This window comes from Acidovorax sp. HMWF029 (genome assembly GCF_003060895.1).
Taxonomy (GTDB): Bacteria; Pseudomonadota; Gammaproteobacteria; order Burkholderiales; family Burkholderiaceae_C; genus Acidovorax.
In genome coordinates this window covers 9,741-23,244 of record NZ_QAIH01000240.1, presented here as the reverse complement: position 1 = coordinate 23,244, position 13,504 = coordinate 9,741, and the positions used below count along the sequence as shown (strand labels likewise).

Here is a 13,504-nt window from a genome sequence, read left to right as displayed (position 1 = left end):
CCCGCAGCCCGCGCGGCATTCAGAGCGTGGAGGTGGGCGGCCAGCTACTGAAAGTGCTGGCACGCACCGGCCGACGCATGGCGCTCAAGGACCTGGCCCGTGCGGCGGACATGACGGCCGCCAAGGCCCACCCTTACCTGGTCAGCTTTGGCAAGCTGGGCCTCATCGAGCAGGACGCCGTGAGCGGCCACTACGGCCTAGGCCCTCTGGCCATGCAGCTGGGTCTGATCAGCCTGCAGCAGGTGGACCCGGTGCGCCTGGCCATTGCCGAGCTGCCCGCGCTGGCCCAGCGCATCGGCTACACCGTATCGGCCTCGGTCTGGGGCGACAGTGGTCCCACCATCATCCGGGTGGAAGAAGGCCCCACCGCCGTGTATGTGGCCATGCGCCACGGCACCACGGCCTCGGTGCGGCACACGGCCACGGGCAAGGTGTTTGCAGCCTTTGGCCCGCGCGAGCGGGCAGCGGCTGCCTTGGCGGCCGAAGGGCTTGCGGGCGCGCTGGATGAGCCTGCGTTTGCGGCTGAACTGGAGGCTGTGCGCCAGCACCTGATCAGCGCGGTGACCGACCAGCTTTTGCCCGGCATCAGCGCGCTGGCCACGCCGGTGTTTGATGGCTTCGGGCAGCTGGTGCTGTGCATCGCCGTGATCGGCCCCAGCGCCACGCTGCAGACGGGGCCGGACAGCATTGCAGCCTGCCATCTGCGCGATACCGCGCGCAGCCTGTCGCAGCGGCTGGGAGCGCCATAGCGAAGTTGTGGGCTTTTTTGCTCAAAAGCTCTTGGGGCGCTGTCTCTTCATTTTTGTTTGCGCAGGATGCTTACAAGCTTGGGCACAAAGGGGTTGATTTGCTCCATGCCTTCCTTAAAGCAGACCTTGAGTCGTCGTTGGGCCCATGGCTCTTCGATGGCAAGGCTGGCCAACTTGCCGTGATCTCCCCGCCCCATCGCTGACCGAGGCACCACACCGACACCTGCCCCGGACGCCACCAAGCGAGCTATCGCCCGGTAGCCTGATACCTGCACTCGCACATCCAGGCGTGCACCTAGCGCCGCTGCATGGTTCATGAGATAGGTGTGCAGAGCGGCGCCTGATTGCAGGCAGATAAACGGCTGGTCCAGGCAGTCCGCGAACCGCACTGAACGACGGCTCCCCATTGCGCTTTGCAATGGGGCCAGCAGCACAAGTTGGTCATCGCGGTAGGGAAGGAACGCGAGGCCGATGTGTTCCTCCTCAAAGGCAACAACCCCCACATCCGCGCGTCCAGCGGCCACGGCAGAGACGATGTCCAGGCTCAGCCGTTCCTCCATGGTGATGCGCACAGCCGGGTAGGCCGTGAAGAACTGGGCGAGATCATCGGGCAGGAATGAACTGATGGCATTGTTGTTTGCGAACAGGGTGATATGTCCTGCCAGCCCCTTCGAGAAAGGCTGCAGGTCGGCGTGCATCTGCTCCAACTGAGCAATGCAGCGCCGAGCGTGCTCCAGCATCACGTTGCCTGCCTGGGTCAAAGTGACTCCCCGCGCATGGCGTACAAAAAGCGGCGTGCCGACAGCCTCCTCCAATCCCTTCAGGCGCAGGCTCGCAGAGGACGGCGCCAGGTGACAGCGCCGCGCGCCGCGTGACAGATGTCCCTCCTGCGCCACGGCGAGGAAAACCTTCAGGTCGGTGAGTTCATAGCGCATGCTTCGCTGTCTCCGCTTTCACTGTTGGAACGTGTCGATTGGAACCGAACGGTAGCAGGGCCATGGGAGGCTCCTTGATGTCGCGTGTTCGTTTTACGCGAACGGTGGTTTTGCAAGAACTCGCTTTTCGTGCCGGGGCTGCCTGGAGAAACTTGCGCCATGCAAGCAAAAAACTCCTCTGCCCGTAACAGTTCCTTCGTCCCAGAGACTTCTGTTCGCCCTCTGGACGGCCTCTTGGTCGTCTCCATTGAGCAGGCGCTGGCCGCGCCACTGTGCACGGGCCGACTGGCTGAAATGGGTGCACGGGTCATTAAGGTCGAGCGCGCAGAAGGCGACTTCGCAAGAGGTTACGACCGCGCTGTCCACGGCAGTTCCTCTTACTTTCTGTGGACCAATCGCGGCAAGGAGTCGCTGGTGCTGGATTTCAAGCAAAGCGCAGATGCCGAGTTCCTGCATGGTTTGCTCGCCCAGGCCGATGTTTTTGTACAGAACTTGGCGCCAGGCGCCCTGGAGCGCGCTGGCTTTGACAGTGCGGGCTTGCGCGCACGGTATCCGCGCCTGATTACTTGCGACATCACCGGCTATGGTGCCGATGGTCCTGCCAGCGGGCTCAAGGCGTATGACCTGCTGGTGCAGTGTGAAAGCGGTCTGACCGCAGTCAGCGGCGCTCCGGAGGCGTGCGGGCGCATTGGCGTGTCGATCTGCGATATCGGCGCCGGTATGAATGCCACCATTGCCGTTCTTTCCGCGCTGGCACTGCGCGAGCGAACTGGCAAGGGCTGTGGGGTATCTGTATCGCTGTTTGACGGTGCCGCCGACTGGATGACCGTTCCCTATCTGCACGAGACCCAGGGCGACGGGGCGCCAGGCCGTCAAGGGCTGAGGCATCCCTCGATTGCACCCTATGGTGCGTACACCACGCAGGATGGCAAGGATGTGGTGATCAGCATCCAGAACGAGCGCGAGTGGGGCATGTTCTGCAGCAGGTTCCTGCTGCAGCCTGAACTGGCGGCAGATGAACGCTTTGCCAGCAACTCCGATCGGGTGCGCCACAGGGCACAGCTGGATGCCATCATCGTCCAGGCATTCACCGCGCTTCCACTGCAAGCGGCGCTTGCACGGCTCAATCAGTCCAACACTGCCTATGGCCAGGTGCGATCGGTGGGAGATATGGCGCGGCACCCGGCGCTGCGCACCTGGTCCATGCCGGTGCAGGGGCAGGCGGTGGACATGGTGGCCCCGCCCGTGCGTGGCCCTTGGGATCTTGGCCGCTTTGCCCCGGCCCCCGAGCTTGGACAGCACACGGAGGTGCTGCGCAGGGAATTTGCTGCACGGCCAACGCACCTCGACGAAGCGCGTTCTGCCCAGGAGGCTGCCTGACCCGGAAATCGTCGGCTGCTCACCGCCAGCCCCTTGCACCACCTTGCCATCGGAGAGTCCTTGCCATGAATGAGATCAATCTTGCCCACCTGCAGAACTGGGTGGGTCGTGAAACCACTACCCATGACCTGTTGGCGCCGCGCCATGCCGGTCTGATGGCAGCCACGCTCGGACTGCCCCGCGATGCTCTGGGTGTGGGCGCCCCTTTGCCTCCCCTGTGGCACTGGACCTACTTTCTGGAGGGCTTGCCGCCCACTGAGCTGGGGCGCGACGGCCATCCGGCACGCGGCGGCTTCCTGCCTCCCGTGCCACTGCCCAACCGCATGTGGGCTGGCGGCACAGTGAGTTTTGATGCTCCCCTGCCGTTGGGGGCTGCAGTGGAGAAGCGCTCGCGCATTGCGTCGGTGCAGCACAAGACGGGGCGCAGCGGCGATCTGGTCTTCGTGACGGTGGCGCATGAGATCCGGCACGAAGGGCAACTGGCGCTCCGGGAGCTTCACGACATCGTCTACAAGTCCGCCGCACCGGCCCATCTCGCTCCACCCGTTGGCGCTGTGGTGCCCACCGATACGGGCCTGCCCGTTTCCACCCGTACGCGCACCTACCGGCCCGACGCCACGCAGTTGTTCCGCTACTCCGCGCTCACTTTCAATGGCCATCGCATTCACTATGACCTGGATTACTGCCGTGGGGTGGAAGGCTACGACAACCTGGTCATCCATGGCCCGCTCAATGCAACCCTTTTGGCGGCCTGGGCGCAAGAAGTCGCCGGGCGTCCGCTGCGTGAATTCCGCTACAGAGGCCTGCGCCCTGCGCTGCTGGGCCAGACGCTGACCCTGCACTGGGGCGAGAGCGCCGGTACAGCCATGGTGTGGGTCACGCTGGAGAGCGGCGCTGTTTCCATGCAAGCCGAGGTCATGTTTTAGGCGCGCCTGACGTGGTAGCGCCTTTCAAGAAACCAGGGCTTACGCAACCTGGCAATACAACGAGCACCAACAGGAGACAACCCATGAACACGCCTCGCAACTCCCTTCGCCCAATGGGCCGCCGCGTTCTGCTCGCCTTGGCGGCAGCCTTTTGCGCCACACCAGCTTTTGCGAACAGCTACCCTGCCAAACCTATCACCTTGATCGTGCCTTTCGTGGCTGGCGGCACCACCGATATCGTGGGGCGCATCCTGGCCGACGGGCTGGGCAAAGAACTAGGGCAGCCCGTGGTGGTAGACAACCGTGGTGGTGCGGGCGGCAATATCGGCGCCTCTGTAGTGGCGCAGGCCGCGCCCGACGGATACACGTTGCTCCTGGGGTACAACGGCACCAATGCCATCAACCCATCCCTGTACAAGAAAATCCCGTGGGACCCGGTCACCAGTTTTGCGCCGATTTCCCTGGTGGCGCGTGTCAACAACGTCGTCGTTGTGAATCCTGCATTGCCAGTGAAGACGCTGCCGGAACTGAGCAGCTATGCCAAAGCCCATCCTGGTCAAGTCAGTTACGGCTCGGCGGGGGCGGGCAGTATTTTTCACCTGGCCGGTGAGATGTATGCCCAACTGGCAGACCTGAAGATCACGCATATACCTTATAAGGGCGCTGCCCCCGCTCTGGTCGATCTGATGGCCGGGCAGACGCAGTTCATGATCTCCACCATTCCCGCTGCGCTTCCCCACATCCGTTCGGGCAAGCTGCGCGCCATCGCCGTCACTGGTGGGCAGCGTTCGCCGCTGTTCCCCGAGCTGCCCACAGCCCTCGAAAGTGGCTACCCTCCGATGATTGTGGATTCATGGTTCGCAGTTTTCGCGCCTGGCGCTGTGCCCGAGGGGCTGCGCACCCGGCTGAATCAGGCCATACACAAGGTGCTGACCAACCCCGAATACGCCAAAAGAATGGAGGAGCAAGGTGCACAGCCCATGCCATCGAGCGCGGCCCAACTGGCCCGCTTGCTGAATGAAGACATCAGCAGCTGGCGCACCATAATCCGCAATGCCAGAGTCAGCCTGGATTGAACCGATGTTGACCTCCAAGCTGGCTGCAGCCCGGTCGCTGCTGTTTGTTCCGGGCGATCGTCCTGAGCGTTTTGCCAAGGCTGCCGACAGTGGCGCGCACGCGGTAATTCTCGATCTGGAGGATGCCGTGCGTGTGGATGACAAGGCGCGTGCGCGTGCTGCCTGCCACGCCTACCTGGAGCGGGGTGGTACTGGCCTGGTTCGTGTGAACGCCACAGATACGCCATGGATCGACGAAGATTTGGCCTTGTGTGGCCATCCTGGCGTGGCCGCTGTGGTGGTCCCGAAGGCAGAAACGCCTGGGCAGCTAGACCTTGTGCGCAAGTCCGTTGGCCGCCCCGTGCCGCTGCTTGCGCTGGTGGAAACAGCGGCTGGCTTGCAAAACGTACACCTTCTGGCGCAATGTCCTGGGGTTGTCAGACTGCTGTTCGGCACAGTGGACTTCTGCCTGGACCTGCGCATCGACCACGACATGCCTGATGGTGACCTGGAAAACGTGCTGGCGCCTTACCGTGCCCAGATCGTGTTGGCCTCATGCGCTGCCGGCCTGGCGCCCCCCGTGGATGGCGTGACGCTGGACATCCGGGATGCGCAGCGCAGCTTGCAGGATGCGCAACGCGCGTTCCGCACGGGCTTTGGCGGCAAGTTGTGCATCCACCCCTCGCAGATCGCTGCGGTGCATCTCGGATTCGAGCCCGACGCGCGGCGGCTGGAATGGGCCCGACAGGTCACTGAAGCCGCCGCGCGCTACAGCGGGGCGTTCGAGTTCGAAGGGCGCATGGTGGATGCCCCCGTGTTGAAGCGGGCCTCCGAGCTGCTTGGGGCGCAGTGAGGCTGGACTGTTGCCACAGAGTTACCTGCGCCCCAGCGCCTGGTCGATGTCCCACAGGATATCTTCAAGGTCCTCAATCCCCACCGACAGCCGCACCATGTCCGCGCTCACCCCCGCGCGGGCCAGCTCGTCCTCATTGAGCTGCCGGTGCGTGGTCGATGCAGGGTGGATCACCAGCGTCTTGGCGTCGCCGATGTTGGCCAGGTGGCTCAAAAACTCGCAGGCGTCGATGAACTTCTCACCGGCTGCTGCGCCCCCCTTCACGCCAAACGTGAGGATGCCTGAGGCCCCCGGCGTGCCATCCACCGCGCGGAACTGCTTTTGCGCCAGGCCGTAATACGGCGAATCCGACAGCCCTGGATAGTTGACCCACGCCACCTGCGGGTGGCCCTGCAGAAACCTCGCCACGGCCAGCGCGTTGCGGCAGTGCTCGCGCATGCGCAGGTGCAGTGTCTCGGCGCCCTGCAGCAGCTGCCACGCGTTCATGGGCGAGAGCACGCCGCCAAAGGTGCGGTTGACCTCCATGCGTGCCTTCATCGTGTAGCCGAAGTCGCCAAAGGTCTCGTAGAACTTCACGCCGTGGTAGGCGCGGCTGGGCTCCACCATTTCGGGGAAGTTGCCGTTGTCCCACGGGAACTTGCCGCCTTCCACCACCACTCCGCCCATGGTGGTGCCGTGGCCGCCGATGTACTTGGTGGCGCTGTGCACCACGATGTCGGCGCCGAGCTGCAAGGGGTTGCACAGGTAGGGGCTGGCCACCGTGTTGTCGATGACGAGCGGCACGCCGTGCGCATGCGCTACCTCGGCCACGGCTGCGATGTCGAGCACGTTGACCAGAGGGTTGCCGATGGTCTCGCCATACACAGCGCGGGTGTTGGGGCGCATGGCGCGTGCAAAGTTCTCGGGGTCGGCCGGGTCCACAAAGGTGGTCTCAATCCCCAAGCGACTGAAGCCCACGCCCAGTTGGCCTACCGTGCCGCCGTAGAGCGTGCTGGCTGCCACGATGTGGTCGCCGGTTTTGAGGATGGCCAGCAGCGCCGCCATCTGCGCGGCCATGCCGCTGGCGCAGGCCAGGGCGGCGCGGCCGTTTTCGAGGCTAGCGATGCGCTCCTCGAACACCGCCACCGTGGGGTTGCTGATGCGGCTGTAGACGTTGCCAAAGGTCTGCAGGTTGAACAGGCTGCTCGCGTGCTCGGCGTTGTCGAACACAAAGCTGGTCGTCTGGTGGATGGGCGTGGCGCGTGCGCCGGTCACGGGGTCGGGCTGGGCACCAGCGTGGATGGCGCGGGTGCCAAAGCCAAAGGCGCGGTCGGCGCCGGAGGGTGGGTTGGAAGACATGTTTTTGAAGGAAAAAAGGCTGTTTCCGCGCGATGGGTAAGCGGTTGCAGCTATCAAAATGCTAGTAAGGCAGCTGCCGCAGGCGCTTGGCACTGATCACGCGCGTGTTCACGCCCATCCAGCCCAGGCCCCCAAACAGCCGCGCGTGTTCGATCTTCACGCAGCGGTTCTGGATCACCTGCAGCCCGGCGGCCTCGGCGCGCTGGCCTGCGGCCTCGTTGAACACGCCCAGCTGCAGCCACAGGCACTGCGCGCCGATGGCGACGGCCTCGTCGGCCAGCGGGGGGATGTCCTCGCTCTTGCGAAAGCAGTCCACCATGTCGATCTTCTGCCCCTGCGCTGCCAGCGCGGCTGCGGCCTCGGTCACGCTGGCATAGGCCGTCTCGCCCAAAATCTGCCCGCCCTCGCGCGCCACCAGCGGGTTGACTGGCACGATGCGGTAGCCATGCGCCTGCATGTACTTAGCGGCAAAGTAGCTGGGGCGGTGCCACTGCGGCGAAAGGCCCACCACCGCAATGGTGCGGCAGGCGGTGAGCAGGTGGCGCAGGGTGCTGATGGTGTCGGGGGTGTGGAGCATACAAACAGTTTACGCATGCCCCCGGGTTCACAGCATCGGGTCAGGCGGGTGATTTGTACTTGATGCTGCACCCATACGGCTGCGTTGTGGCCGCTGAAATGGGCTTGCCCGCCAGCGCCTCGGCCAGCCCCACCTTCACATAGTTGGTGGCCTTCTCGATGTCGGCTGGGCGGGCCGAGGGGATGCTGTCGATGCCGCCTGCATACACCAGCATGCCCTGCGGGTTGACGATGTACAGGTGCGGTGTGGTGCGTGCGCCGTAGCTCTTGCCCACGGTGCCTTCCTCGTCCATCAGCACGGCGGTGGGGGCGGACTTGCGCTCCTGCTTCCAGGCCATCAGCTTGGCGGGCTCCAGGTAGTCGCTGCTGGCTTTTTCGGTGGAGTTGATGGACAGCCACACCACGCCTTTGCCGGTGGCATCTTTCTGCGTGGCGGGCATGTTGCCGCTGTCGTAGTGTTTGCGCACAAAGGGGCAGCCGGGGTTGGTCCATTCCAACACCACATGCTTGCCCTTGAAGTCCGACAGCCGCACGGTTTTGCCCGATGTGTCCTTGAGCGTGAAATCGGGCGCGGGCTGGCCCACGGAGGCGGCGGCCTGGGCGCCCAGGGCGACCAGGGCGGCGGTGGCGATCAACGTACGGCGAAGCAGCTTCATGGCAGGGTCTCCTGAAGGGTTGGCGGGTGGTCGAAAGCAGGGAGGGCTACAGCTGGGCGATGGTGGCGCGCACCTCGTCCACGCTGAGCACCTCGGTCAGCACTACGGGCGGTTTGCCGGGGCGGTAGAACACGTACACGGGCACACCGCTGCGGCCCAGTGACGCCAGGGCGGCGGTGATGGCGGGGTCGCGGCGCGTCCAGTCGGCGCGCAGCAGGGCGACGTTCTTGGCTTGCAGGTCGGCCAGCACGTCGGCGTCGGCCAGCGTCGTTTTCTTGTTGTACTGGCAGGTCACGCACCAGGCGGCGGTGAAATCCACAAACACGGGGCGGCCCCCGGCCACGATCTGCTCGGCCGCGCCGGGTGCCCAGGGCTGCCAGCCGGTGGCGGAGGCCTGTTGTGATGGCGTGGCGGCTTGCGCGGTGGGAATGTGAGTGATGTGGGGTGCAAAGGCCCAGACCAGCAGCGCCATGGCCGCAATGGACACCGTGGCCATCCACACGCGCGCACGCCCGGCCAGCGACAGGGCCCACACCACCAGCGACAGGCCCACCAGCAGGATCAGCAGCGCCCCCGCGCCGTCGATGCCACTTTGCTGGCCCAGCACCCACACCAGCCAGACGACAGTGGCCAGCATGGGGAAGGCCATCAGCTTGCGGAAGGTGTCCATCCACGCACCGGGGCGTGGCAGGGCGCGCGCCACGGCGGGCACAAAGCTGGCTGCCAGGTACGGCAGCGCCAGCCCCAGCCCCAGCGCCGCAAACACGGCCAGCGCCTGCGGTGCGGGCAGCGTGGCGGTCAGGCCCAGGGATGCGCCCATGAACGGCGCCGTGCACGGCGAGGCCACGGCCACGGCCAGCACACCGGTGAGGAAGCTGTCGGCCACCGGGTGGCGCGCCTGCAGGCTGGCCACCGAGGACGGCAGGAAATGCCCGAACTCGAACACGCCCGCGAGGTTGAGCGCAATCAGCGTGAACAACGCCGCCAGCGATGCCACCACGGCGGGCGACTGCAGCTGAAAGCCCCAGCCCACCGCCTCGCCCGCCGCACGCAGGCCCAGCATGAGCGCGCCCAGGGCGATGAACGACAGCACCACGCCCGCTGTGTAGGCGATGCCGCTGATGCGGTGCGCGCGACGGTCTTGCGCATGCTGGGTAAAGCCCACCACCTTGATCGCCAGCACCGGGAACACGCAGGGCATAAGGTTGAGGATGAGCCCGCCAAGCAAGGCGCCCAGCAGCGCGGCGGTGAGGGTGATGGACGAGGCGCCGGAGCCTGCAGCCGACGTTGCCGCGCCGCCTGCCTGCGCTGCGTTGGCCTTGAGCGCGGCCTCCAGCGCGGGCGACACCGCCGTCATCGACGCAACCGGCGGCCAGGTGCCCAGCACCTTCAGCTCGGCCCGGTAGCCGTTGCGGGTGTCGGGGCCTGCGGCATGTGCGGGCGACTGCTCGGCCAGCACCACAGGTATCAGGCTGGGGCTGGCGCTGCGCTGGGCGGACAGGGGAATCTGCGCGGTCCATACGCTGCCGTTCCAGCTCTGCTTCCAGCTGGCGGCGTTGTCGATGACCTCGGCGGTTTCGGGGAACAGGTCCAGCGCCTTGCCACGCAGCGCCACGGGCAGGCCGTGAACGCTGACATTGAGAACATTGCCGTCCGCAATCTGCGCCTGGCTCGCTTGACTATCGGGCACGATGCCGTTGGTGCCTGCCATCACGGGGCGGGGGTGGGCCTTGGCGGCAGCCTCGAAGGCGGCACCGTTCAGCGCCGTGGTGCTCTGGATGGGCAATTGCAGCGTGAATTCGCCTTCTTCGGGGATGCACTCCTTGCGGCACACCAGCCACGATGCGCGCAGCTTGATGGTGGCGTCCTTGGCCAGCGGGCCGGGCGCAAAACTGCTGGCCACGGTGACGGGCACGGGCAGCAGCACCGTGCCCTCGTAGCCGTAGTTGGCCAGCGTGCCGATGGGGATTTTCTTGGGCAGGGGCCAGGCGATCTCGCCCGCGTCCAGCCCGGCGGGCAAGGTCCAGGCCAAGTCGGTGGGCAGGCCCGAGTCGCCGGGGTTTTTCCAGTAGGTGTGCCACTCGGGCTGGTGGGTGATCTGCAGGCCCAGCCACAGCGGTTGACCGGGTGCCACGCCCTGCGGTGCATGGGCCAGCAGCTCGGCGCGCACATAGGGCGTGGTGACCACGCTGGTGCCCTGCCCGCTGGTTTTTGGGCTAAATTGGGCGTTTGCGCCCGTCCATAAAGCGCTGGCAGCTATAAAAAAGAGAGTGGCTGCAAGGCGGTGGAACAGGCGTGAAGGCATGGTGCAGTGTGGGAGCGGGCGGGGCGGGATTGGTTCCGGCGCTGCCGCCGTTTCGATTCTCAATGCACCATTGTGCTTTGCGCCATCCCCGCCCGTGGAAACTGGCGCGGCCAGTACCAGGGGCCCCGCGCAAGGGCCGCCCCACCGCGAAGGCGGCGTATCCAGCCTTTGCGCTGGGGGCGTCCCCCTCCCGCTAGCGAGAGAGGGGGAAGGCCCCGTAGGCGACTCAGGGGATGTTGTTCACTGTGTCGCCAAGCTCAAATCTGCACGCGGGGTCCACTTTTCGGGCTGCTTGCCCGACTTGGGGGCCGCCACAAACAGTCGCTCCACCGGCAACTTGTGCGCCACCAGATAGGCACGGATCGCCTGGCCGCGCTGGGTGGCCAGCTCGGCAGCCATGGCTTCGGTGGCGGCCTGGTTGGCCAGCAGCAGGGCTTCCATCTCGGGCACGGTGAGCTCCTTGGCCAGGCCGACGAGGTTGCGCGGCTTGGGAATGTCGGCGCGGCGGTACACCTCCTTGAGCAGGGCGGGGTATTCGGCATCCGACACGGGGGCGGTGTCGCCCGGATTGGCGCGGCGTTTTTCGGCCAGCACCCGCTGCTGCAGGCTTTCGCGCTGCAGGCCTTCGCGCTCTTCCGGAAGGCTGGCCGTGCCGGTCACGGTGATCTTGAGCGTGGGGCGGTCGGCCAGGGCCTTGGCCACCTTGTCCAGGTTTTGCTGCGCCTCGGGCGTGAGGGCTGCGCTGCCGGGGGCAAAGGGCACATGGCTCATCTCGTCGCCACCGCCCAACGCGCTGGCCAGCAAGCTGAAGGGCGAGGTCAGCGCCTTGCCGATCAGGTTGACGATGATCTTGAAGATCACCGGGCCAATGCGGAACTGCGGGTCGTTGAGCGAGCCGCTGATGGGCAGGTCCAGGTCGATCACCCCGTTGCGGTCGGCCAGCAGGGCCACGGCCAGTTTCACGGGCAGGCTGTTGGGCGCGCCCTCCACGGCCTCGCCAAAAGTCAGCTGGTGCAGCACCAGCCGGTTGCTGGCGGTGAGCTGGCCGTTGGGCAGCACCTTGTAGTTCACATCCACGCTGAGCTTGCCGCGCTCGATGCCGTGGCCCGCGTATTTGACGGAATAGGGCGTGAGTGGGGGCAGCTCCAGGTCGCGCATCTTGCCGGTGATGTCGAGCGCGAGCGGCTGGGCCAACGGGTTGAGCTTGCCTGAAATTTCGAGCGAGGCCGAGCCCTCGGCACGGCCCCGCAGTTCCAGGTCGGCCAGCACGGGATCGCCGCCTGGCGCCTGGGACGAGAACGCGCTGAGCTTGCCGGTCAGTTCTGAAAGGTTGGCAGCGTAGTTGGGTTTGATGAAAAAATCCGAGAACGCCACTCGGCCATTGACCAGGCTCACCGGCCCGAACTGCACCACAGGCGCAAGCGGGTTGGTCTGGGCGATGGCGGTGGCCGGGGCAGAGGCTGCTGGTGCTGCGGCGAACGCTGCCTGCGTGGAGGCAGGGGAGGCGCTGGTGCTGGTATTGGCCGAAGCGCTGGCGGCATTGGCCGCACGTGCTTCCTCGGGCGTCTTGGCGATGTCGCCCAGGTTGATGCGGCCTGCCTCGTTGATGGTGACTCGGGCAAAAAAGTCCACCAGGCTGGTTTCCTTGACCTCCACGCGCGGCGCCGTGCCGGGGTCGGTGGCCACGGCCAGGCCACGCAGGTTCAGGCTCTTCCAGGCCAGCAGTTCCTCGCCCACCTGGGCCTCGGTCTTTGGGGTGAAGGCGGCTGTGCTGTTGGCCTGCAGGTCTTCCACCACCACGTCCCCGGCCAGGCGCAGGCTGACTCCTTTGTCGGTCTGCGCCAGGGCCACCTGGCCCCTGTAGCCCACGTCGGCCCGCAGCAGTTCTACCGACAACTGGCTGGCCAGATAGCCTTCCAGCGCGTGCAGCGGCAGGCGGGTGGCGTCGAGCTTGCCCTGGGTGGCCAGTGGCTGCAGGGCCAGCGTGCCTTGGTAGTCGAGCTTGCCAGGCGCGGTCTTGCTGCCCTTGCCCGGTGCGGCGGCGCGGGCGGTGAGCGTGAAGGCTTCGGGCTTGCTGCCGTCGCTGGCCAGGTTGCGGGCGGTGATGCCCAGGGCCGTCACGTCCAGCGCCACGGGGCGCGGCTGGGCGTTGTCTGCCAGCGAGAGGGTGCCGCCTTGCAGCGAGAAATCGGCCACGCGCAGCTTCCAGGGGGCCGAGGTGCTGGCCGCAGTAGTCTCGGCCGTCGCTGCGGCGCTGTCCTGTGCAGCGGGTGCGGCGGGTGCGACTTTCTGCCAGCGCTCGAACATCCAGCGCCCGTCCGCACCCCGTTCCACGGCCAGTTGCGGTTGGCTGAGGGCCAGGCGCTCCAGCGTGGCGGTGCGTGCGTCCAGGGGCACTTCAGCGCCCGCAATCTCCAGCTTGCCCAGGCTGGCCAAGGTGGTCTTGCCCTGTTTGACGGCCAGCTGTTCCAGCGCAAGGGGGCCCGCCTTGATCGTGACCCCCGTGGCGCCTGCCTGCGCCGCTGCTGCCGGGGGCGCTTGCCATGTCACACCCACATCGCCGCTGAGCTGGCCGGTCACCGTGGGCTCCAGCGCCTGGGCCAGGTAGGGGGCGGCCAGTTGCAGGGCCAGGGCGTTCACGGTGGTGTTGACCTGGGCCTTTTGGTCGGTGGCTTCGCCGGTGAAGCTGAGCGTGCTGCCTTGCAGGTTGAGCCCGCCCTTGAAGGTGAAA

At 66.1% G+C, this 13,504-nt stretch carries 11 protein-coding genes; 5 read left to right on the top strand and 6 right to left on the bottom strand.

Translation table 11 applies throughout. The annotated features are described in order from the left end of the window. Positions 1-749, top strand: a 749-nt coding sequence (locus tag DBR12_RS17770; RefSeq protein WP_108618480.1) for an IclR family transcriptional regulator, incomplete at its 5' end; no start/stop codon positions are given. A gap of 47 nt (positions 750-796) precedes the next feature. Here the strand turns inward: DBR12_RS17770 and DBR12_RS17765 are convergent. Then, a complete protein-coding gene (locus tag DBR12_RS17765; RefSeq protein WP_108618476.1) occupies positions 797-1,684 on the bottom strand; it encodes a LysR family transcriptional regulator in 888 nt (295 codons plus the stop codon). 234 nt (positions 1,685-1,918) lie between these two features. On the opposite strand from DBR12_RS17765, the gene DBR12_RS17760 reads away from it, so the two are divergent. The 4 genes from DBR12_RS17760 to DBR12_RS17745 all read left to right on the top strand — a co-directional run bounded on the left by DBR12_RS17760 (position 1,919) and on the right by DBR12_RS17745 (position 5,898). Further along, positions 1,919-3,064 (top strand): CaiB/BaiF CoA-transferase family protein, encoded by a 1,146-nt coding sequence (locus tag DBR12_RS17760; protein ID WP_233244763.1) that lies wholly within the window; start codon positions 1,919-1,921, stop codon positions 3,062-3,064. A gap of 65 nt (positions 3,065-3,129) precedes the next feature. Then, complete coding sequence (locus DBR12_RS17755; RefSeq protein WP_108618474.1) at positions 3,130-3,990, top strand: MaoC family dehydratase N-terminal domain-containing protein; 861 nt, start codon at positions 3,130-3,132, stop codon at positions 3,988-3,990. 83 nt (positions 3,991-4,073) lie between these two features. Further along, the gene (locus tag DBR12_RS17750) at positions 4,074-5,066 is read left to right on the top strand and encodes a tripartite tricarboxylate transporter substrate binding protein (RefSeq protein WP_108618473.1); all 993 of its coding nucleotides are present in this window, start codon (positions 4,074-4,076) and stop codon (positions 5,064-5,066) included. A gap of 4 nt (positions 5,067-5,070) precedes the next feature. After that, entirely contained in the window at positions 5,071-5,898 is an 828-nt protein-coding gene (locus tag DBR12_RS17745; RefSeq protein WP_199226716.1) for a CoA ester lyase, read from the top strand. Between the two features lie 21 nt (positions 5,899-5,919). Here the strand turns inward: DBR12_RS17745 and DBR12_RS17740 are convergent, their stop codons facing one another. The 5 genes from DBR12_RS17740 to DBR12_RS17720 form a co-directional block, all read right to left on the bottom strand. Continuing rightward, positions 5,920-7,236 carry an O-acetylhomoserine aminocarboxypropyltransferase/cysteine synthase family protein gene (locus DBR12_RS17740; protein ID WP_108618472.1) on the bottom strand — a complete coding sequence of 439 codons (1,317 nt, stop codon included), beginning with the start codon at positions 7,234-7,236 and terminating at the stop codon, positions 5,920-5,922. Between the two features lie 61 nt (positions 7,237-7,297). Continuing rightward, positions 7,298-7,813 carry a CoA-binding protein gene (locus DBR12_RS17735; protein ID WP_108618471.1) on the bottom strand — a complete coding sequence of 172 codons (516 nt, stop codon included), beginning with the start codon at positions 7,811-7,813 and terminating at the stop codon, positions 7,298-7,300. A gap of 40 nt (positions 7,814-7,853) precedes the next feature. Continuing rightward, on the bottom strand, positions 7,854-8,468 hold the full coding sequence (locus tag DBR12_RS17730) for a thioredoxin family protein (protein ID WP_108618470.1): 615 nt from the start codon (positions 8,466-8,468) through the stop codon (positions 7,854-7,856). A gap of 46 nt (positions 8,469-8,514) precedes the next feature. Beyond that, on the bottom strand, positions 8,515-10,773 hold the full coding sequence (locus DBR12_RS17725) for a protein-disulfide reductase DsbD (protein ID WP_199226715.1): 2,259 nt from the start codon (positions 10,771-10,773) through the stop codon (positions 8,515-8,517). 240 nt (positions 10,774-11,013) lie between these two features. Further along, the coding region (locus DBR12_RS17720) for a DUF748 domain-containing protein (protein WP_233244760.1) at positions 11,014-13,504 on the bottom strand (2,491 nt) is incomplete at its 5' end.

Excerpts from the sequence above, each read along its gene's own strand:
- DBR12_RS17745 (WP_199226716.1), top strand. The coding sequence starts at position 5,071 with ATGTTGACCTCCAAGCTGGCTGCAGCCCGGTCGCTGCTGTTTGTTCCG.
- DBR12_RS17725 (WP_199226715.1), bottom strand. The coding sequence starts at position 10,773 with ATGCCTTCACGCCTGTTCCACCGCCTTGCAGCCACTCTCTTTTTTATA.
- DBR12_RS17730 (WP_108618470.1), bottom strand. The coding sequence starts at position 8,468 with ATGAAGCTGCTTCGCCGTACGTTGATCGCCACCGCCGCCCTGGTCGCC.
- DBR12_RS17735 (WP_108618471.1), bottom strand. The coding sequence starts at position 7,813 with ATGCTCCACACCCCCGACACCATCAGCACCCTGCGCCACCTGCTCACC.
- DBR12_RS17740 (WP_108618472.1), bottom strand. The coding sequence starts at position 7,236 with ATGTCTTCCAACCCACCCTCCGGCGCCGACCGCGCCTTTGGCTTTGGC.
- DBR12_RS17755 (WP_108618474.1), top strand. The coding sequence starts at position 3,130 with ATGAATGAGATCAATCTTGCCCACCTGCAGAACTGGGTGGGTCGTGAA.
- DBR12_RS17765 (WP_108618476.1), bottom strand. The coding sequence starts at position 1,684 with ATGCGCTATGAACTCACCGACCTGAAGGTTTTCCTCGCCGTGGCGCAG.
- DBR12_RS17750 (WP_108618473.1), top strand. The coding sequence starts at position 4,074 with ATGAACACGCCTCGCAACTCCCTTCGCCCAATGGGCCGCCGCGTTCTG.